Origin of the sequence: Paenibacillus antri (assembly GCF_005765165.1) — a bacterium.
GTDB lineage: Bacteria > Bacillota > Bacilli > Paenibacillales > YIM-B00363 > Paenibacillus_AE > Paenibacillus_AE antri.
On record NZ_VCIW01000031.1, the window covers coordinates 42915 to 63127 of the forward strand.

Genomic DNA, 20213 nt, shown 5'->3' on the forward strand with positions numbered 1-20213 from the left:
TAAAAAACCGCCTCTCCTCGCGAATGGAATGGGAACTCCATTCATTGTAGGAGAGGCGGTTGTCATGCGCGCATGACACGGTGTCATTTTCGCTATAGGGAGATCGACCGAATAATGTCTTTCAGCTTGTCGGCGGACTTATGCAGCAGCGCCTTCTCTTCTTCGGTGATATGGAGCGGCAGCACCGAGCGGACGCCCGACCGGTCGACGACGCAAGGCACGCCCATGTAGACGTCGGAGATGCCGTGGTAATCGTTCAGCAGCGTGGATACGTTCAGCACCGCGCCTTCGTTGCGCACGATCGCGGCGCAAATCCGGTCGATCGCGAGCGCGATCGCGTAATACGTGGCGCCTTTCGCTTCGATGATCTGGTACGCGGCGTCGCGCGTGTTCGCGAAGACGCGTTCTTTCGCTTCGTCGCTTAACGACACCTCCGTGCCGGCGACGTTGGCGAGGCTCCACACCGGCACCTCGGAATCGCCGTGCTCGCCGATGATGTGCGCATGAATGCTGCGCGGATCGATGTCGAGCTCCGAGCCGATCAAGTAGCGGAACCGCGCGCTGTCGAGCAGCGTCCCGGACCCGATGACCCGGTGCACCGGCCAGCCGGACTTCTTCTGCGAGAAGTAGCTCATGACGTCGACCGGGTTCGAAGCGATCAGCAGAATGGCGTGGTCGTTCACCTTTAAGACTTCTTCCATAATGCTTTCGAAAATGCCAACATTGCGCTTCAGCAAATCGATGCGCGTCTCGCCCGGCTTCTGCGCGGCGCCCGCCGTAATGACGATAATGTCCGCGTCGCGGCAATCCTCGTACGTGCCGGCCCACACCTTCGCCCGGCCGAGGAACGGCATGCCGTGGTTCATGTCGAGCGCGTCCCCGACCGCCTTCGCATGGTTATAGTCGATTAATACGAGCTCGGACGCTCGTTCTCTTAAGAGAAGCGTGTAGGCCGTCGTCGATCCGACCGCGCCGACGCCGATCACGGCGATTTTCGCGCCTTTTTTCATCAATGGGGTTCCCCTTCCTCTTCGTTCAAGAACGGTTTATTGACATAATAATACATCGTGGCCATAAAGATCGATCCGCCGATGAGATTGCCCAGCGTGACGGGAATCAAATTGTAGATGACGCCGTCGAAGGAGATCGACGACGGGTGGTCGAGGACGAGCGCGATGGCGAACGTGCACATATTGGCGATGCTATGCTCGTAGCCGGAGATGAAAAAGCAGAAGACGAACAGCATCATCGCGAACATCTTCGCGCCGTCGGCCTTCATCGACATCGGAATGAAGAAGGCGAGGCAGACGAGCCAGTTGCAAAGCACCGCGCGGAAAAACAATTCGTCCCAAGGCGCGTGCATCTTCTTCTCCACGACGCTGAGGAGAAAGCCGTGCACGTTCGGGTCGCGGAACAGACCGGTCAGGAAGATCAGCAAGGCGAAGACGGCGGCGCCCAGCACGTTGCCCAGATAGCTGCTGCCCCACAGCTTCGCGACCTGTCCCCAGCTCAGCTTCTTCCGCAGCGCGGCGTACGTGTAGTAGAACGTGTTCCCCGTGAACAGATCGCCGCCGCCGTACGCGATCAGAATGATCGCCGCGCCGAACGTGATCGCCGCCATCGGGTACGTGAAGGGGGAATGCTCGATATAGAAAAAGTTCCCCGTCCGGAACGCGACGATGACGCCGAAGCCGATGAACATGCTCGCGAGCGCCGAGCGGGACAAGTACCGAATCCAGCTCTGTTTAAAGATTTTGTATTTCTTCAGCGCCAGCCGCTCGACCTCGGCCAGAGGCGTCATTTCCATCGTTTTCCCCTCCCCTGCTTTCCAATGGTACCCCGGGTGCCAATCTTTAGGATGTGACGAACATCACACATACATGCGTCGGACTTCGTCCGCGATGTGAGATATCGCACGCCGAAGCTCCGGCGGCCGCTCGACGCGAGCGTCCGCGCCGAAGCCGAGGAAGAACGCCGTCGCCCACGGCACGTACGACGCGGGCATCGTCGTCCGTACCGCGCCCGTCCCGTCGGGACGCGTCTCGAGCCCCTCGGCCAGCCACGGATCCGCGGCGGCGCGGCGCGCGCCCTCCCGCGTCAGCTCGACCTCGAGCGGCAGCGCCGCCGGGTCGTCCGCCGCCGGGGGCGTCCACGGCAGGAACGGTCCCTCGGGCTCGCCGCCGGCTCCGGCGCCGTCCGGGACGATCGAGGCGGACAGCACTCGATCGGCGCGGAACAAGCGGTCGGCCTCGCGACGATAGCAATACGCCTGCACGTACCATAGCCCGTTCATCGCATAGACGCCCGTCGGCCGGATGCGGCGCGGCAAGCGGCCGGACGAGCCGTCGTATTCGATGTCCGCCTCCGCCCCTTCGAGCGCCGCGTCCAGCAGCGTCCGCAGATGAGGGGCCGCGACGCGCCGAGGCGGCACCCAGAACGTCAACCGGCGCTTCAGACGGTCGATCTTGGCGCGCACGTCGCCGGGCAGCTTCGCGTAGAATTTCCGCAGCGCCGACGACGTCTCGAGCTCGAACGGCAGCGCCGAGTATCGCTCCAACGCTTGGCTCGCGAAGAAGATCGCCACCGCCTCATGTTCGGTGAAATGTATCGGCGGCAGCATCTTATCGTGCAGGACGCGGTAGCCGCCGGCCGCCCCGACCTCCGAGTACAGCGGTACGCCAAGCTCCCCGAGCTCCCCAAGGTCGCGGATGATCGTGCGGCGCGAGACGCCGAGCTCGTCCGCCAGCTCCCGAATCGTGAACCGCCTCTTCTCGTTGACCAGCATCATGAGCTGGATGAGCCGTTGCGCCTTGTGCATGCGGGGAACCTCCTCCTTTTTTTTCAAGTATGTCCGCGAATCATGCCAGTTGTTGGCACTATTATGCCTTACGCTTAGGTCTGAATCCACTGCATCTATTCGAAAAAAGGAGCTTGATGTTCGAATGTCTACATCCCTACGTTCCCCCACGCTGGAGCTTTGCATCTGCCGCCCCGCCCCCGATCTGCCGGACGCCGACTTCCGCAAGGCGCTGCGCGCCGCCGACGACTTCCTCGCGGGCCGCGCCGGCTTCGAAGGGCGGGAACTGCTGTACTCGGCATCGTCCGACCGATGGATCGATCTCGTCCGTTGGGCGTCCCCCGATGCGGCTGAAGCCGCGATGGACGACTTCGGCCGTGTCGAAGCGCTGCAGCCGCTCGCGTGTCGGCTCGTCGACGTGACGATGCTTCGCCTGTCCCGCCTGCCGGATCTCGCCGTCTCCGGCAAGGCGGCCGGCGCCGGCGACGCCCCGGTGTACGAGGTCATCGCGTACCGCTTGAAGCCTGGGATCGACGACGCCGACTATCGGCGCACGCTGGACGCGTTCGGGGCGGCGACGGCCGATCTGGAAGGCTTCCTGGGGCGCGACGTCTTCCTGGACGCGTCGAGCGGTACGTGGGCGGAAGTGGTCCGATACGCCGACCAAGCGGCCGTCGACCGCCTCGCCCCCGTCGTCATGAGCCTCCCCGAAGCGGCCGCCGCCATGGAGCGGATCGACGCCGCGACCGTCGAGATTCACTTCGCCACGCAGGTTCGCTTGACATGAAGGAAGGCCGTCCCCGGGGAATTCGGGAGACGGCCTTCTTCGTGTTCCAATTACATTTCCTTCACGGCTTGCAGCTTGCCGACCTCGAACAGGCCGATCGCCTCCGTGTACAGCATGTCCGTCCACCCGGACGTAATGAGACCGTCCTTCGTTCGGGCCACGTAGGCGACGGATTCGATCGATTGTTCGTCGACCGCCGACAATAAGTTTTCCAACAGAAACTTCGGGGTAACCTCCGCTTCCGCATTCTCCGATTGCTTAGTCATGCCTCCGCCTCCTTCCACATTTTCCAACGTTAATATGGATGGACGGCGGCCGATTTATGCGCCTCCGCCGAGCGATCGCAGCACCGCCATGGCGACCCCCATGAAGACGACCGCCGGCAGCAGGTTGGCGACGCGGATCTTCGTCAGCTCGAGCAGGTTGACGCCGATGCCGACGATCAGCACGCCGCCGACGGCCGACACCTCCGCGGTGACCGCTTCGATCGCGTCCGGCGCGAACCAGCCTGCGAACGCCATCGCCGCGAGCGCGATGCCGCCTTGGTACAACAATACAGGTACCGCCGAAAACAACACCCCGAAACCGAGCGCCGACGCGAATACGATCGAGAGAAAGCCGTCCATGATCGACTTCGCGTACAGAACGTCGTGGTTGTGGCGAACGCCGCTATCGATGGACCCGAGGATCGCCATCGCCCCGATGCAATAGACGAGCGACGCCGTGACGAACGCCTTCCCGACCGGCGACGCGCCGGCCCCGGACGGCATGCGCCGCTCCAGCCAAGCGCCGACCTGCTCGAAGCGGCGTTCGATTTGCAGCCATTCGCCGATGACGCCGCCGGCCACGAGGCTGACGACCATCCAGACGTAATGCGTCGTCTTCATCGCCATCGAAATCCCTAGAACGCATAACGCGATCGCCATGCCCTGCACGACCGTCCGCTGCACCCGTTCGTTCAAATTCGGCAGCAGCGCGCCGATCAATCCGCCTGCGACGATCGCCGCCGCGTTCACGATACTTCCTAATAACACCATGGTTTCGTTCGGTCCTCTCTCGTTACTCGTCCGCCGCGGCCACCGCCGCCGGACCGAGCGCATAACGGCCGTCCGGCCGGCGGCCTTCCATCGCCCAGTCGACGCCGGGCGCGCCGGTCGCCGGATCCACGATCGCGATCGTCAGCGTATAGACGCCTTCGGGCAAGGAAGCGGGCAGCCGCAGCCGCTCCTCGAAGACGGTCTCGCCCGGCATCCAGCCGCGAATATCCGTCTCGTCCGCCGCTTCGCGAAAGACGATGCGGCCTGCGGCGTCGACGAGCGCCAGCTCGAGCGGCCAGTCGTAATAGAACGGCGCGACGCCGAGGTTCCGCACCTCGAGACCGACGGTGACGTCCTCGCCGGGACGCCATTCCACCGGGTACGACGCCGCGCGCACCGCGAACCGATATCCGATCGTGTTGAGGAATCGATCCAGATTGCGGCGCTCCGCTTCGTCCAACTCCTCGATGTCGGTGCTCGGCCCGACCCAGCTGAGATGGCTGCGCCGCGCCATGTCGAGCAACTGCGCGAAGCGCGACGGATCGAAGTACATGCCGTCCATGCCGGCGTTGCCGAATTCGCCGCCGCTCGGCCCCCGCTTCCAGAAATCCGGCGTCGCGGGAACGAAGGCGTCGGCGAGCGCCGAGGCGTAGCCGTTTTCGAACCAGTCGATGAAGTCGTACGTCTGCCGCACGCCACCGAACACGTCGTTGTACAAGCCTATGCCGTTCCGCTCGGCGATCGGGTAAGGTCGGCGCATCAGCAGCTTCTTGTTCGGGAACGCCTCTAGATAGTGGGCTACGTACCTGTCCGATTCCGCCATCGGCGGGAACGGGATGCGTGTCGCATCGTCGCTGTACGTATGCCACTCGCCCCAATGGCCGAGGCTGCCCAAGGCGACGAAAGCGACTCTGGGGTCGGCGTCGTACCGGTCTCCGAGCGCTTGTATGAGCCGTTCGTGATACCGCTGTAACGTCGCGTTCGCATAGTTCGGACTGAAGCCCTTGCCTACGTCTTCGTCGTACCAGATCCCGTCCCCATCGATCTCCTCGTACAACCAGTCCGGAATGTCCATATGCCGTTCGTCCGTGCCGTAATCGAGCGCGACGCGCAGCACGAACCGGATCTCCCGCGCCGCGTACGCGTCCATGCCGTACCTCCGCTCGATCGTCTCGAAGGCGAACGCCCCCTTCTCCGGCTCCAGCTCGCGCCACGTAAGCACCTTATACACCATGCTGTGCGGCACCGGGAAGTCGTCGTACGACGCCCCGGGCACGAGCCCCATGAACGGGTTGTTCAACACGGCGTCGGTCGCGCGCGGCGCGACCCGCACGATGTAGACGTCGTCCGCCTCCGGCGTCGTCGTACGAGACGAAGGCGCGTCGGCGCGTCCGGCCATCGTCATCAATAGAATTATGATCCAAGGCAGCGTCAAGATGCCGCGCACGGCAGGCGTTCCCCTTTCGAATGCTGAGTTCCGCTATTATATCATCCCGCCGGGCTTCGCGGCTCTACGTTTTGCCCGCGCCGCCGAGGCCCGACTCGCGCGCGACGACGATCGCCCGCGACCGGTCGGCCACCTGCAGCTTGTTCAACACGTTGGAGACGTGATTGCGCACCGTCTTCGGCGCAAGGCCGAGCAGACCGCCGATCTCGGCGTTGCTGCGTCCTTGCGCGATAAGGGCGAGCACCTCCTTCTCGCGGGCCGTCAGCTGCGGGAACGCGTCGGCCTCCGCCTCGGGCGGACGGAACGACTCGAAATAATACATCATCCGCCTCGCCAGCGCCGCGCCGAAAATCGATTCGCCGTCCGCCGCGGCATAAATCGCCCGGACGATCTCCCGCCCCCGAGCTCCCTTGAGCAAGTATCCGCGGGCGCCCGCGCGCATCGCGGAGAAGACGGTCGCGTCGTCTTCCAGCATCGTCAGCATGAGCACCGCGATATGCGGGCTCGCCTTCATGATGTCCCGCGTCGAGTCGATCCCGTTCCCGTCCGGCATATGCACGTCCATCAGGACGACGTCCGGCTGCAGCGCCTCCGCGAGCTCGACCGCCTCCCGGCCGGACTTCGCCGCGCCGACGATGTCGAAGTCGGGCACCCCGCCCACGATCATCGCCAATCCTTCCAGATATACCGGATGGTCGTCCGCCAGCAGGATCGAGATCTTGTCATTCCCTTGGTCGATCGCGCCGTTCTCCGTTTTCCTCATCGCCGTATCTCTCCTTCCGATCGGGCAAAACGACGCGCACCCGCGTCCCCCTGCCCCCGCGGCCCGCCGTCAGCTCGAACGCGCCGCCCAACTCCTCCGCGCGCTCCCGCATCGAACGGATGCCGACCCCTGCGGCGCGCGGCGCGGCGTCCAGGCCGCGCCCGTCGTCCTCGATCGTCAATTCCAGGCCGTCCCGCCACCGAAGCGCGATCGTCACGCGGCCTGCGCCGGCGTGCCGGAGCGCGTTCGCGAGCGCCTCCTGCACGATGCGGTACGCCGCCGTCTCCGCGGCGGCCGTCATCGGCGGCAGCAGCTCCGGCGCCTCGACCTCGACGCGCAGCGACGGCTGCTCGCAGCGCAGCGCCAGCTCCCGCACGGCGAACGCCAGCCCGAATTCGTCGAGCGTCGGCGGCCGCAGCGAATACGCGAGCCGCCGCACCTCGCGGATCGCGTCCGCGATGCCCCGCTGCGCGTCCGCGAATCGATCCCGCAGGTCGGGATCTCCTTCGAACCGGTCGGCGATCGCGTCGATGCGCAGCAGCGCGCCGGCGAGCTCCGCGCCGAGCCCGTCGTGCAAATCCCGCCCGAGCCGGCGGCGCTCCTCCTCCCGCGCGGTCACGATCCGCTCCCGCGACGCGGACACCTCCTCCGCCAGCCGCGCCGTATAGGCGGCCGCGCTCGCCTGCCGCCCGAGATGGCGAAGCAGCGCTTCGGTTTCCGGCGTCATTCGCGGCCGCGGCCCGGTCGCTCCGAGCTCCAACGCGCCGAGCGTCTCCCCGTTCCACGTCAGCGGAAGCTCCTCGATCCGCAGCCCTTCGCGGCCGCGGCTTCCGTATTCCGCCCGCTCGTACTCTTCCCCGGTCGGACGCCGCAGCGCGATCGCCGCGTACGGCAGCCGGAGCGACGCCGCGACGCCTTCCGCGACGGCGGCCCACATCGCGGACGGTCGCGACGCCGCTCCCTCGAGCCGCTCCACGAGCCGGCTCATCGTCTCGTACGGACTCTCCGGCTCGCCGTAGACGAGCCGGTTCGCGCCTCGACGCAGCCGCGTATAGAGCGGATGGAACGACGCCGCGACTACGCCCGTGGCGATCATCGACGTCAGCGGATCCCGCTCCCGCAGCAGCGCGCCGAACGCGCCGACGGCGACGGCGTACAGCAGCACGACGACGAAGCCGAGCACCGTCACGAACACCGCCTTCTGCAGCGACGCATGCTCCTGCTCGCCGGCGCGTTCGAGCGCGCCGGCGCCGAACGCGAACGGCCAGAACAACAGCCCCGCGAAAAAGCCGACCTGCACGACCAACTGCAGCAGTCCGTCCTGCAGCACGTACGGCAGCGCCGTCAGCAGACCGAACCCGACGTAGCTGCCGACCCCGGCCAGAAACCACGTCCACCGGCGCCGCTCCGCCGCGGTCGCGGCGCGCTTGTACCGGCGGGCGACGGCATAGAGCAGCGGTCCATGGGTCGCCGCCACGAGCAGCGTCATGAAGACGGGATCCCAATTCAGCCGCGACCACGTCTCCGGATCCAAGAACCGATAAGCCTGCGCGGCGACCCAGACGGCGCTCGGCGCGAGCGTCCACCGCGGCGCGAACGTCCCGTCCGGGAAGGCGTATAGGAAGGGCAAGTAGAACGAGCCGACGTTATTGAGCATATGGAAAAAGAGCAGCGCCGCCGGCACCGACGCCAGCGCCGGTTCGTATGCAGTGAAGATCGTGCCGACCACGATCAGAAACATCGACACGGCGATCCCGTACGGGTCCCGGCGGCGGTACCGGTAGACGACCGCGCCGACCAGCAAATACGACATGTTCGCGATCGTCGTGAACGCAATGAGCAGCCCTCCGTAGAACGGCGCGGACAATCCGTACCGCTCCAGGTCGCGCGCCCCGTCCTCCGTCAGCAGGAGCGGATGCGCGCAGCGCTCCGCCTCCGCCGGCCCGCACGGCGTCTGAAGCGCGGAATACCCTTCCCAGCGCGACAAGACGAAGACGACGAGCGCCATGCCGAGGACGACCCACCACGCGAAGCGAAGCCCGTACAACCACCATCTTTGCATGTGTTGCCCCCCGCCTTCTCGCGGACCTTTTGCGACCCATTATATCAAGAAAACGAGGGATCGTATCCGGTTCGGACGCGATCCCCCGCCATTTTCTCATGCCGCCGCTTGGAAACGCCCCGCTTGCTTCTTCGTCTTCCCGGTTAACGCGTAATACCCGAGTCCGACGTAGCTGAGTCCCCACGGCACCGTCGACCAATCCGTGACGACCGGGACGAACGACAGCGCCGGGAACGCCAGGTAGAGCGCGAGCGTCCAGATCGGGTACACGCGCGCCCGCGCCGTCGCCGCGGCGAAGCCGATCATCCCGACGAGCGCCGTCAGCGAATTGACGGTTTGCATCGCGCCTACGTCGAAGCCGTTCGCCGCCGTCGCCCCGAGCATCGTCGTCCAGACGAGCGCGGCCGTCAACGTACTGCTGATCGAGATCAGCACGACGGAGACGAAGCCGAGGATTCCGGCTCGGTGCGACTGATGCAGATGCACGCCGAAGATGCCGATCCCCATCAGCAAGCATGCGACGAGCCCGAACGCGAGCTCCGGTCCGCTGTCCACGCCCCAAATCGCCGCGCTCGGCGCCATCCCGATTCTAGCCGCCCCGCCGAGCAGCGCGAGCAGCCCCAGCGCCTTCGTCACTTGTTCCGTATTCATCGCGAATGTCCTCTCCTCTCGTTGCGTTCCACTGTGGCGGAACGCTTTCTCAGCATAGCAACCGCCGCGTCCCGCCGTCATGGGGACGGCGTCCCGGCGGCCGGGAACCTGCGTCGGTTCGGCAGGAAAACATTCGGAAACAAATCATTTACTTCCTTACGAGAACATACTATTCTTAATAATGAACGAATTTGTAGTTAATAACGAACGAGAGGTGCGTGATTTTGAGCGTAGTCAAAAAAACGATCTGTCTCATCGCCTTGCTCAGTTGCCTTCTATCCCCTTCGGCCGCGCTTGCGTCTACCGACTCCAAGCCCTTACCCTCGAGTAAAGTTCTTACCTTCGGCTCGTTTTTCGATGACCTCTTTTCCCTGTTCAAGAAGGACTATGGCCACGGCGGAAACAACGGAAACGGCGGCGGCGGCAAGAACGACGACGGGAAGGACAAGGATCGCGGCAACGACCGTGGCGGCGGGAAGGGCGGCGGCAAGGACGATGACTGGCGGGACCACGGGGGCGGCGGCAAGGACGACGACTGGTGGGATGACGACAAGTGGGACGACTGGTGGGAAGATTGCTGGGGAAACGACGACGGCCACACGGATTCTAAGAAAATATGGGAGAAGTATTACAAGTGGTAGTTGAATCATAGCCTGTAGACGCGCGCTCGTTGGGGACGGAGTCTACAGGCTATTTTCTGTTGCGGGCTCGCCGGAGGGGTGACCGCTCCGGCGAGTCCTGCGGATACGCGCATTTTTGCGCTTACAGCGCTACCTCTACGGCCGGCCGCAACAAAAAACCAGCCGTCCGGCCAAAGAGGCCGGGCGGCTGGCTGCTGCGCGCGTTACGCTTCGCGGTTGTCGGCGACGCCGGTCGCGTCGATGTTGATGACCTCCTGGGAGGCGTCGAGGTCCTGCGGGCGGCCGCAGGCCGGGCAATAGTTCGCGTCGCCCGGCACCGCCTTGCCGCAGGAGCACGTCTTCTCGTTGCGGACGTACCGCATCTGGCGCTCCAGCGTAGCGATGTCCTGCTTCAAGCCGCTGACGGCGCTGCACCACTCCTCGACCCGCGCCTCCGCGAGCGACGGATCGCCGGCCGCGCGAGCTTCGTACACTTCTTGACCGATCAGCGTCATATATTTCTCGATCTCGCGCTTGCGCACCGTAATTTGCGCGGCGAGCTTCGTCATCTCGACCGTCTGCTGCGCGACGTCGGCCGCCTTGGACGCGCCGGACTTCAACTTCTTCAACAGATCCATCGATCGATCTTCCTCCTCCCGACCTTCTCCCCTCATTATCGGAAGGGCGGCGGGCCGTTGTCAATCCGTCCGGAGGCGGAGGCGGCTCGGAGGAAGCGCGCCGAACCGGTCGTCCGACGCTTCAAGCCGGACGCCCTCCGCTCTGCCGCAAAATTTGATCGGCGATGCCCTTGACCATCGGGCAGCCGATCAACGACGGCTTTTTCAAACAGGTGATTGTCAATCCTCCGTTATTCTGATTCCATGAATAGTGAAAATTGAGGCTCATGCCGCCCTTGCGAATCGAAAATTCGCCGGAAGGCGCGTTCGGGATATGGAACCCTTCCTTCTGTGCCAACGATCGAAGCGTCCGGAACACTTCCCCCGTGACGTTCGTGTATTTCCATGGATCGCATGCAGCCAACGTCGTTCCTCCTCCACACGATATGCTCCATACAGTGTATTACCGAAGGGAGTTGTCTCATGTGCGGACAAGACGCGAAGAGAGCCCCCGTCCGTCGCCGGCCGGGGGCTCTCCAACACACACCGCTATATCGTTACTTCCACCAAGTGCTCCGCGCCGTCGTCCCGCAGCTCGACGTACGCCGCGTCCGCGCGATCGACGTCCGCGCCGTCGATCCGCAGCCGGGGCGCCGCCCCAGAGGCGTCCGGCCGGCGGACGGCGATCGCGTACCGCGTACCGCCGAACCGGTACGTCGCCGAGTACCCCGGCCAATCGGAGGGCAGGCACGGATCGATGTACAGCCGGTCGGCTCTGCGGCGCAAGCCCAAGATCCACTCCAGCCCGATCTGATACATCCATCCCGCCGCGCCGGTGTACCACGTCCAGCCGGCATGACCCTCGTGAGGAGCCGCGGTGTAGACGTCGGCCGCCACGGCGTACGGCTCGCCGACGTATCGGCGCACCTCCTGCTCGGTGCGGGTATGGTTGATCGGGTTAAGCATATGGAACAGCTCGAACGCCTTATCCCCTTGGCCGAGCTGCGCCCACGCCATAATGCCCCAGAGAACGCCGTGCGTGTATTGGGCGCCGTTCTCCCGGATGCCGGGCGGATAGCCTTGAATATATCCCGGGCTCGGCTCCGTCCGGTCGAACGCCGGCGTCAGCAGCCGCACGACGGACAGCTCCCGATCGACGAGCTCGCGGTCGAACGACGCCATCGCCTGCAGCGCCCGCTCCTTCGGCGCGGCGCCGGAGATGACCGACCACGACTGCGCGATGGCGTCGATGCGGCACTCGGCGTTCTCGATCGAGCCGAGCCACGTCCCCGCGTCGGTGAATGCCCGGCGGTACCACTGCCCGTCCCAGCCGTGCGCGTGCAGCGCCTCGGCGAACTTGCCGCGGGCGTCGCGATACGCCGCGGCCCGGTCGGGCTCCCCGCGCGCCTCGGCGATCGGCTCGAACCGGCGCAGCACGTCGCAGAGAAACCAGCCGAGCCAGACGCTCTCGCCGCGGCCTTCGTCGCCGACGAGGTTCATGCCGTCGTTCCAATCGCCGACGCCGATGAGCGGCAGCCCATGCTCGCCGATGCGCGACAGCGCCTTATCGATCGCGCGCACGCAGTGATCGTACACGGTGCCGACGTTGCCGGAGCGCCGCGTCTCCTCGTAGCGCTCATGCTCGCCCTCGCGGAGCGCATCGCTCGTCAGGTACGGCGCCGTCTCCTCGAACAGCGTCTCGTCGCCCGTATGCTCGACGTATCGGGACGTCACGTACGGAAGCCACAGCAGGTCGTCCGAAAACAGTGTCCGGATGCCCCGCTCCGTCTCCTCGTGCCACCAGTGCTGCACGTCGCCCTCTTCGTATTGATGCGCCGCGTGAATGAGCACTTGGCGGCGCGTCAGCTCCGGCATCGTATGCAGCATCGCGAGCGAATCCTGCAGCTGGTCGCGGAAGCCGTATGCCCCGCCCGCCTGGTAGAAGGCGGTCCGCGCCCACATGCGGCACGCGAGCGACTGGTACAGCAGCCAGCCGTTCATCATCACGTCGGTTTCCGGGGACGGCGTAGACACTTGCGTTTGGCCGAGCGTCCGCTCCCAGAACGCTTCCGCCTCGGCATACGCCCGTCCGCAGACGGCGGCGTCCGCGTACTTCGCCGCAAGGTTCGCCGCTTCCTCCTCCGACGCCCCGCAGCCGAGCAGGACGTACAACTCCCGCTCCTCGCCCGGCGCCAGCGCGAAGGTCCGCCGGACGGCCCCGCAAGAGGCGTAATGCACGCCCGTTCGGCAGGACAGCCGCTCGCGTTCCATGGCCGCCGGCATCGACGCGTCCCGATTGCGTCCGATAAACTCGAGTTGATCGCCCGTCCAGGAGAGCTCCGAGACATCGTCTTCGTTCCCGAAAATGCCCAAAAACCCCGTCGCCTCGCGGAACGTCTCCTGATACGTATTCCGCGCCGTCAAGATGCGCGCCTCCGCGTTCCACGCCGTCGCGATGTACGACGCGTTCGCCGGCCGCTGCACGCCGAGCACCCACTCGGCGTAATACGTCAGCGACAGGCGGCGCGGCGCGGCGCCGTCGTTGCGGACGCGAAGCTTCATGATCTTCACCGGGTCTTCGAGCGGCACGAACAGGGTCAGCTCATGGCGCACCCCATGACGCGCGTGCTCGAACCGCGTATACCCGCGGCCGTGCTCGACGGCGTACGATTCCCCTTCGGCGCCGGCCGGCGCGACGGTCCAGCTGTCTCCCCTCTCCTCGTCCCGAAGATACCCGAGCTCCGTCGGCGGGTCGAGCACCGGATCGTTCGACCACGGCGTCAGCTTGCACTCCCGGCTGTTCCGCCACCACGTATAACCCGTACCGAGCTCGGAGACGAGAAAGCCGAAGGTCGGATTGGCGATGACGTTGATCCACGGCGCCGGCAAGGGATTGCCGCTCTTCAGCAGCAGCCGGTACGACTTGCCGTCGGCCGAGAAGCCGCCCCAGCCGTTGGCGAACCGCCATTCCGCTTCCCTCGCGTCGATCGGCGACCCGACGGAGCGCTCCTCCGGCAGGGCAACCGTCTCCAGCTTCGGCGGCCAAGCGCCGCGCTCGTCCCGCCGCGGCAGCCGCAGCTGCGCGGCGAGGCTCGGTCCGCCCGCCTTCAGAATGACCCGCGCGACGGAAAACAGCAGCGTGCGGTCCTCGTCGGGAATCGAGTTCGCCGGGATGACGTGAATGCCTGCCGCGCCGGCGCCGAACCGGTCGACGCCGTGCTCGACGGCGCGCTGCAGCGCGTCCTGCAAGTCCTGATAATACCCGCCGTCGGATTCGTTCAGCAGCACGAGATCGAACGACAGGCCGAGCCGGCGCAAATATTCGTGCCCCGTCAGCAGCTTCAGCACGAACGGCAGATGGCTCCGGTTGTCGATCGTCGTCAGGACGACCGGACGGTCGCCGGAGACGCCGTACGCCCACAGCCCCGACTGCCCCTTCGCGTTCCGCGCGATATGCGCTTCCCGCTCGCCGCGCAGCGGCGGCGTATACAGCACTTGGCCGGCGAACTTCTGGAAGCCAACGGCTTCCTTATGCGACAGGTTCAAGTTCCGCAGCTCGATGCGGGTCCGGTTCCATGCCATCTGGAACGCGCGCTCCGCCTCGATCGCGTTCGCGAGCCGCATGACGACGCCGGTCGCGGCGTCTCGGGTGTCCGCGACCGCGGTGACGGCGAACAGCTGCACCGACTTCCCCGCATCGACGCGCACGCGCCGCCGCATGACGAACGCCGGGTCGGCCACAGAGCCCGCCTTCCCGCCGAGCCGCCGCCGAATCGACTGCGGCTCCGCCAAGCCGCTGCCGCGGCCGACGAACGCGGCCCGGTCGGTCTCGTATTCGGCCGGCCCGATCGCCGATCCGTCCGCCGCGAGCGTATGCGCCGCCCACAGCGTCTTATCCTTCGATTCGCGCGGACGCCGGCCGGCGACGAGGCAAGACGCGTCCTCGTCGAACGCCGTGCGCACGAACAGCTTGCTGAAGGCCGGATGCGCGTCGTCCGCGATCGGCGAAGCGAGCGACAGCTCCGCGAACGTCGTCACCTCGAGCACCTTCGGCGCGTCGCCGTCGTTCGTAAGCGTCAGCCGGCGCACCTCCGCGTTCACCTCCGGCGACACGCATACCTCCAGCGTCGTCCGGACGGCGCCGTCTTTCCGCGAGAACGTCGCCCGCTCCAGCTCGAAAGAGACCAGCATCTCGTCGGGCGCCGTCCGGCACGGCTGATAGCCCGCCGACCACAGCTTGTCCGCTTCGACGTCGCGAATGTAGACGTAGCTACCCCAAGGGTCGCGCACCGGGTCTTCCCTCCAACGGGTGACCGCGACGCCCTCGAAGCGGCTGAAGCCCCCGCCGGCGTTCGTCACGACGACCGAGTACTTGCCGTTCGACAGCACGGCCGCTTCCGGCACCCGCGTCTGCGCGGTCGTAAACTCCCGCACCTCCGCCGGATCCGGCGCCATCCGCTCGTGCGGCTCGTGCACCCGGCGCAGCTCCGGGTGCTTGATGAGCGCCGGCTTCGCCGGCAGCCGCTCTTGCAGCAGCAGCTCGGCGGCGCGCACTTCCTTGTCGCGGTGGAAGCGGTCGATCATCGTCCTTTCCAACAACAGGTTGGACAACGTCAGGAACGCCATCCCCTGATGATGCGCCATGAAGCTCTGCACGACCATGTGCTTCTTGCCCTCGGGCATGCGCTCCGGCGTAAAGTCCATCGCCTCGTAATACCCGTACTTGCCGCGGGTGCCGAGCGACGCCATCCGTTGCAGCGACCGCATCCCCTCCCGCTTCGCCCACGGCAGCGCCATGATCGTAGCGTACGGCGCGAGCACCAGATCCTCCTCGAGCCCGCGCTTGAAGCCGAGCCCGGGCACGCCGAACGCGCGGTATTGATAGTTCAGCTGGTGATCGTACGCGAAGAAGCCCGATTCGGAAATGCCGAACGGCACGTCCCGCTGCTTCGCGTATTCGATCTGCCGGTCGACGACGGCGCGGTACGTGCTGTCCCACACCGTGTTCCGGTACGTGCGCATGAGCAGCCACGGCATCAAATATTCGAACATCGTGCCGGACCACGACAACAGCACCGGACGGCCGCCCGCCTTCGTCATCGTCCGTCCGAGCGCGTTCCAGTGCGAGACGGACACTTGGCCGAGCGCGATCGCGACGAAGCTCGCCTGCCGCGCCTCCGACGCCATCAGGTCGTACAGCACCGTATCCCGCTCCTGCCGCGTCACGTGGTAGCCGAGCGAGAACAAATTCGACTTCGTGTCGAACAGCGGACGGAAGTTCGTCTTGTGCACGAGCGCGTCGAGACGCGCCGCGAGTCGTCCGCCCCGCTCCGCCACTCCGGTCCGCGGATGCCGCCCTCTCGCGCGCGGCGCGAGCTCTTCGGCGAACGCCACTTGGAATTCGTCCCGCCCTCGGCCCCGCGCGCCGGTCTCGCTCGGGCCTTCGCCGCCCCCGGCGACCTCCGCCTGCAGCCATTCGACCAGCCCTTGGCGGACCGCCATCAAGCACGCGACGAAGTTGCCGGAGTCGACCGTCGACACGTACACCGGGTGCAGCGGCGCGAGCGTCGTCGTGTCGTACCAGTTGTAGAGATGGCCCTCCCACTTCTCCATCCGTTCGATCGTGTCCACCGTTCGTTCCAGCCGCTCCACGAGCCCTTCGGTATCGATGAAGCCGAAATCGCGCGCCGCGACCGCGCACGTCATATACAGCCCGATATTCGTCGGGGACGTGCGGTGCGCGACGCCGTTGGCCGGCTCGATCTGCACGTTGTCCGGCGGCAGGTAATGGTCCTCCGCCGTAACGAAGTGTTCGTAGAACGTCCAGATGTCCTGCGATAACGCGCGCAGCTCGGCCTCTTCCTGTTGGGTAAAGGCTTCCGTCTCCAGCTTCGCCGGCCGGTCGAGCCAACGTACGGCGAGCGGCGCCGCCAGCCAGATCGCGGCCAGCAGGACGCCGATCGCCGCGACGACGCCGTTCGTCACTTCGACGCCGCCGAGCGTCGTCAGCGCCGACGCCGCGACGAGCAGCGCGAGCGCGGCGCCGCCGGCGAAGCCGACGAGCGCCGGCGCCCCCTTCGCGCCGCTGCTGCGCTCGACCTCGGCTTGGCTGACCCACTCGAGCAGGCACCGCTTCGACACGTACAGCCGGTGCAGCGTGCGCGCGATCGCATCCGCCATGAGCGCCGCCTGGAACGGCAGCGTCAGCAGCGCGACCGCCGCGTGTCCGAACGAGACGGCGAGGCTGCGGGGCCTCTGGACAAGCGCGACCGGGGCGAGCAGCTGCCGCGCCACGGGCAGCAGCAGCGTCGCGAAGACGACCGCGTACCAACGGATCGCCGGTCCGGGCAGCGCCGGCGCCAGCAGCAGGATCGCCATCAGCGCCGGCGAGACGAGGCTGCGCCGCAGGTTATCGACGATCTGCCAGCGCGTCAGCGCCGACAGATCGATCGGCGCAGGCGCGCCGCGCCTGTCCGGTCCCTTGGCGCGGAGCCACGGCAGCAGCTGCCAGTCGCCGCGCACCCAGCGGTGCTGCCGCTTCTGATGCGCGCGGAACGTCGCCGGATGATCGTCGATCAGCTCGATGTCCGACAACAGGCCGGCGCGCAGGAAGCCGCCTTCGAGCAGGTCGTGGCTGAGCACGCGATTTTCCGGGATGCGATCGCACAGCACGGCATGGAACGCGTCGAGATCGAAGATCCCCTTGCCCGTGAAGATGCCTTGCCCCATCGCGTCCTGATACGGATCGGACACGGCGAAGGCGTACGGATCGATGCCCGGCTCGCCGGACCACAGCGCCGCCAAGCGGGAGCGCTGTACGCTCTCGTGGCTCATGCCGATGCGCGGCTGCAGCACGCCGTACCCTTCGACGACGCGCGTGCCCGCTCGGTTGAGGCGCGGGCGATTGTACGGCAGGTGCATCGCCCCGATCATCCGCTTCGCGCTCTCGAGCGGCAGCTGCGTATCCGCGTCCAGCGTAATGACGTACTTGATGCGGCCTAACACGGAAGCGTCGCCCTGAACGGTCGCGTAGGTCGTGTCGCGGCGCCCCTTCAGCAGCTCCACGAACTCGACCAGCTTGCCGCGCTTCCGCTCCCAGCCCATCCACGTCCGTTCGACGTCGTTCCGAACGCGGCGGCGGTGGAACAGGTGGAACGTCGTCTCCGGGTACGACTCGTTCAATCGTTCGATTTCCGCCTTCGCCGCCTGAACGACGAGACGATCCGTCGGCGTCTCCTCCGCGTCGGCGTCCTTGAAATCGCTCAGAATCGCGAAGTGGATGTTCGGGTCGCGGTTCGCGAGATAATGCATCTCCAACCGGTCGGCGATCGACCGCACTTCCTCGATCGACGACCAGATGACCGGGATGACGACCATCGTCGTCGCATCCGCGGGCACGCCGCGCGAGAAGTCGTAGCGCAGCAGGCGGATCGGACGCTTCGCGCGCTCGATCACCCAGTGCGCCGCGGCGACCGCCCATTCGCTCGCCGGAAGCAGAAGCGCCGCCAGCGCGGCGATCCAGCCGAGCGCCGTCCAGCGGCCCCCGCCGCCGAATCCGACCCAGGCCGCGAAGACGAGCATCAGACCCGCGAAGCAGGCGCCCAACAGCTGGAAGTACGTACGCGTCGGGCGCCGCTGCAGCCGGTTTTCCGGCAGGGCGCCCGTCTTGCCGCACGCCTTGAGCGCTTCGCGCAGCGCCGCGACGCCGTCCGCCTCCAGCAAGTAATAAGCGGCGTTCGTCCGGCGGGCGCGCGCGCCCGTCGCAGCCGTCGGCGCTTCCTCCTCGTACGCGGCGTTCGCGAGCTGAACCGCCTGCGAGGCGACGAGGTTTTCCGGCACGCGCATCCGACGGGCGAGCTTCTCGACGCGGCGCCGCAGCGTATCCCGGCTCCCGTCGTCGAGGCGAGGGTAGTCCCCCGCCCGCTCCTCGCGCAGCGTATGGTCTACGAGGCAGAGGCGCTCGAACAAGTCGCTGCCCCGCAGGCGCGACAGCTTCCGCAGGCTGCCCATCAGATTGCCGGTGGTCACCTGGTACGCCGCCTGCAGCTGGAACTCGTACGAGAGGATGGAGTCGAGGCTGTCGGGCCCGTTTTCCAACTTGCACACGAGCCATTCGCCCACATTCGCCATATCCTCGGCATGCTCGCGCAGATGCTGTACGAGATGCACCGTCATCGCGCCGGAGAGCGGCATCTGCTGGCCCGCGTCTTCGAGCGCCCGCTTCAGCCGCTCCGCCGTCAGCTCCGACGGCTTGATGCCGCCGAGCACCCGTTCGACCAGCTTGCAAATTTGTCTTCGCTCGCGCACCGTCTCCATCAGCGCCGCCAGCCGGCGGATGACCTCGATCTTCAGAAACAGCGTCAGCGACCAGGCCTCCGCGATCGTCAGCACGGAAACCTCTTGATACGAATTGACGTAGGCGACGAACGATTCCTCGTTCCATTGCCCGTCGGTATGTTCCAGATAATCGTCGCAGATGGACGATACTCGCAATTGACCGCTCTTGGCGTTGTACGGCAGCTTCCGAACGAGCGTGGAGGAGCGCTCTTCCTTGATCGCGAACGCCTCCGCCTCGATGAACTCCGCGTGATCGAGCAGCCATTCTTCGGCCGGCTGCGTGCATGTGCCGCGATCTTCATGCAATGCTTTGACGAAATCGCGCAGGCGATCCAGGTCGGCTTCGATACTGCCCCAAAGCCGTGCGGACGACGTACGCTTCATGAAGGGGTCGTGTTGTAGCGCGAGCTTATGCGATTCTTGCCTCATTTGTTCGTCATTCAAAAACATGCAGACCTCCAAACGAGCATGATGGTAAAATAGTGAACTTCATTACCATTCCTCATTTGGAAGATTTTTATGACATCCAGAGAGAAAAAAATCGTCGAAGGGTAGCGAAAACTGCAAGCGCGACGCCGAATCGGGTCTCTCTCTCGCCCCTTGGAATGCATTAGGGAATAGGATAGTCCCTTATTTTCATCGCGAGTCCTTGAAAGCAGGTTCCCGCCTGAAACGGGGGCTTTCCGGAGGAATAGCGAACTTTCCTGTTCCCTATTCGCCCTCTATGGAGCAGAAAATCGAAAATAGGGAACATTCTTGTTCTCTACTTTTTGCGCAGACGCGAAGAAGGGCCCCGACGCCTCGTCGGAGCCCTTCTTGCATCAGTGGCCGATCGGTACCGGCGCAGGCGGTTCCTCGCCTTGCCCCTTCGACGTCGGCAGTTCCATTCTCGCCTTGCCTAGCATAAAGACGAAAATCAAGCCGACGAGCGGAATGAGAATCGAAACCCAGAACAGGAACGAGATCGAGCCGGCCAGCGCCGTCGTCGCGCTCGTCAGCGCCTCCGGCGGAATCGCCGCCCGCGCCTCCGGCACGACGAGCGCCCGCGGGTCCGCGAATTGCGCCGCCGCCGCCGCGTCCGGGAACGCCTCTTCG

At 65.7% G+C, this 20213-nt stretch carries 14 protein-coding genes and 1 pseudogene; 2 read left to right on the forward strand and 13 right to left on the reverse strand.

The genetic code is table 11. The features are described from left to right. Positions 1–92: 92 nt before the first annotated feature. The 3 genes from FE782_RS29505 to FE782_RS29515 form a co-directional block, all read right to left on the reverse strand. A complete protein-coding gene (locus FE782_RS29505) occupies positions 93–1010 on the reverse strand; it encodes an L-lactate dehydrogenase (protein ID WP_138197942.1) in 918 nt (305 codons plus the stop codon). After that, positions 1010–1807: a formate/nitrite transporter family protein gene (locus FE782_RS29510; protein ID WP_138197943.1), complete on the reverse strand. Its 798-nt coding sequence runs from the start codon at positions 1805–1807 to the stop codon at positions 1010–1012. Before FE782_RS29510 ends, FE782_RS29505 begins: the two co-directional genes overlap by 1 nt. Positions 1808–1870: 63 nt before the next feature. Beyond that, entirely contained in the window at positions 1871–2818 is a 948-nt protein-coding gene (locus FE782_RS29515) for a helix-turn-helix transcriptional regulator (protein ID WP_138197944.1), read from the reverse strand. A gap of 124 nt (positions 2819–2942) precedes the next feature. Between FE782_RS29515 and FE782_RS29520 the strand changes: the two genes are divergently transcribed. Continuing rightward, positions 2943–3584, forward strand: coding sequence for a hypothetical protein (locus FE782_RS29520; RefSeq protein WP_138197945.1), 642 nt, complete (start codon positions 2943–2945; stop codon positions 3582–3584). 50 nt (positions 3585–3634) lie between these two features. On the opposite strand, the gene FE782_RS29525 is transcribed toward FE782_RS29520, so the two are convergent. The 6 genes from FE782_RS29525 to FE782_RS29550 form a co-directional block, all read right to left on the reverse strand. After that, positions 3635–3850, reverse strand: a complete 216-nt coding sequence (locus FE782_RS29525) for a hypothetical protein (RefSeq protein ID WP_138197946.1) — start codon at positions 3848–3850, stop codon at positions 3635–3637. A gap of 54 nt (positions 3851–3904) precedes the next feature. Then, entirely contained in the window at positions 3905–4621 is a 717-nt protein-coding gene (locus FE782_RS29530; RefSeq protein WP_202914637.1) for a DUF554 domain-containing protein, read from the reverse strand. Positions 4622–4643: 22 nt separating this feature from the next. Next, entirely contained in the window at positions 4644–6068 is a 1425-nt protein-coding gene (locus tag FE782_RS29535; protein WP_138197948.1) for a DUF4832 domain-containing protein, read from the reverse strand. Between the two features lie 64 nt (positions 6069–6132). After that, entirely contained in the window at positions 6133–6831 is a 699-nt protein-coding gene (locus FE782_RS29540) for a response regulator (protein WP_138197949.1), read from the reverse strand. Beyond that, complete coding sequence (locus FE782_RS29545) at positions 6791–8893, reverse strand: sensor histidine kinase (RefSeq protein ID WP_138197950.1); 2103 nt, start codon at positions 8891–8893, stop codon at positions 6791–6793. Before FE782_RS29545 ends, FE782_RS29540 begins: the two co-directional genes overlap by 41 nt. A gap of 96 nt (positions 8894–8989) precedes the next feature. Then, a complete protein-coding gene (locus FE782_RS29550; protein ID WP_138197951.1) occupies positions 8990–9544 on the reverse strand; it encodes a hypothetical protein in 555 nt (184 codons plus the stop codon). Positions 9545–9768: 224 nt separating this feature from the next. On the opposite strand from FE782_RS29550, the gene FE782_RS32675 reads away from it, so the two are divergent. Further along, positions 9769–10185, forward strand: coding sequence for a hypothetical protein (locus FE782_RS32675; protein WP_202914638.1), 417 nt, complete (start codon positions 9769–9771; stop codon positions 10183–10185). Between the two features lie 203 nt (positions 10186–10388). Here FE782_RS32675 and FE782_RS29560 read toward each other — a convergent pair whose 3' ends face one another. The 4 genes and pseudogenes from FE782_RS29560 to FE782_RS32475 all read right to left on the reverse strand — a co-directional run. Further along, the gene (locus FE782_RS29560) at positions 10389–10802 is read right to left on the reverse strand and encodes a zinc ribbon domain-containing protein (RefSeq protein WP_138197952.1); all 414 of its coding nucleotides are present in this window, start codon (positions 10800–10802) and stop codon (positions 10389–10391) included. A 121-nt stretch (positions 10803–10923) separates the two neighbouring features. Then, positions 10924–11205, reverse strand: coding sequence for a hypothetical protein (locus FE782_RS29565; RefSeq protein WP_138197953.1), 282 nt, complete (start codon positions 11203–11205; stop codon positions 10924–10926). Between the two features lie 125 nt (positions 11206–11330). Then, positions 11331–19568 (reverse strand): glycoside hydrolase family 94 protein, encoded by an 8238-nt coding sequence (locus FE782_RS29570; RefSeq protein ID WP_138197954.1) that lies wholly within the window; start codon positions 19566–19568, stop codon positions 11331–11333. 371 nt (positions 19569–19939) lie between these two features. After that, positions 19940–20213: pseudogene (locus tag FE782_RS32475) on the reverse strand (hypothetical protein); the annotation flags it as partial.

What these genes read in the sequence shown, in the direction of transcription:
- FE782_RS29505 (WP_138197942.1), bottom strand. Translation starts at nt 1,010, where the DNA reads ATGAAAAAAGGCGCGAAAATCGCCGTGATCGGCGTCGGCGCGGTCGGA.
- FE782_RS29510 (WP_138197943.1), bottom strand. Translation starts at nt 1,807, where the DNA reads ATGGAAATGACGCCTCTGGCCGAGGTCGAGCGGCTGGCGCTGAAGAAA.
- FE782_RS29515 (WP_138197944.1), bottom strand. Translation starts at nt 2,818, where the DNA reads ATGCACAAGGCGCAACGGCTCATCCAGCTCATGATGCTGGTCAACGAG.
- FE782_RS29520 (WP_138197945.1), top strand. Translation starts at nt 2,943, where the DNA reads ATGTCTACATCCCTACGTTCCCCCACGCTGGAGCTTTGCATCTGCCGC.
- FE782_RS29525 (WP_138197946.1), bottom strand. Translation starts at nt 3,850, where the DNA reads ATGACTAAGCAATCGGAGAATGCGGAAGCGGAGGTTACCCCGAAGTTT.
- FE782_RS29530 (WP_202914637.1), bottom strand. Translation starts at nt 4,621, where the DNA reads ATGGTGTTATTAGGAAGTATCGTGAACGCGGCGGCGATCGTCGCAGGC.
- FE782_RS29540 (WP_138197949.1), bottom strand. Translation starts at nt 6,831, where the DNA reads ATGAGGAAAACGGAGAACGGCGCGATCGACCAAGGGAATGACAAGATC.
- FE782_RS29545 (WP_138197950.1), bottom strand. Translation starts at nt 8,893, where the DNA reads ATGCAAAGATGGTGGTTGTACGGGCTTCGCTTCGCGTGGTGGGTCGTC.
- FE782_RS29550 (WP_138197951.1), bottom strand. Translation starts at nt 9,544, where the DNA reads ATGAATACGGAACAAGTGACGAAGGCGCTGGGGCTGCTCGCGCTGCTC.
- FE782_RS29560 (WP_138197952.1), bottom strand. Translation starts at nt 10,802, where the DNA reads ATGGATCTGTTGAAGAAGTTGAAGTCCGGCGCGTCCAAGGCGGCCGAC.
- FE782_RS29570 (WP_138197954.1), bottom strand. Translation starts at nt 19,568, where the DNA reads ATGTTTTTGAATGACGAACAAATGAGGCAAGAATCGCATAAGCTCGCG.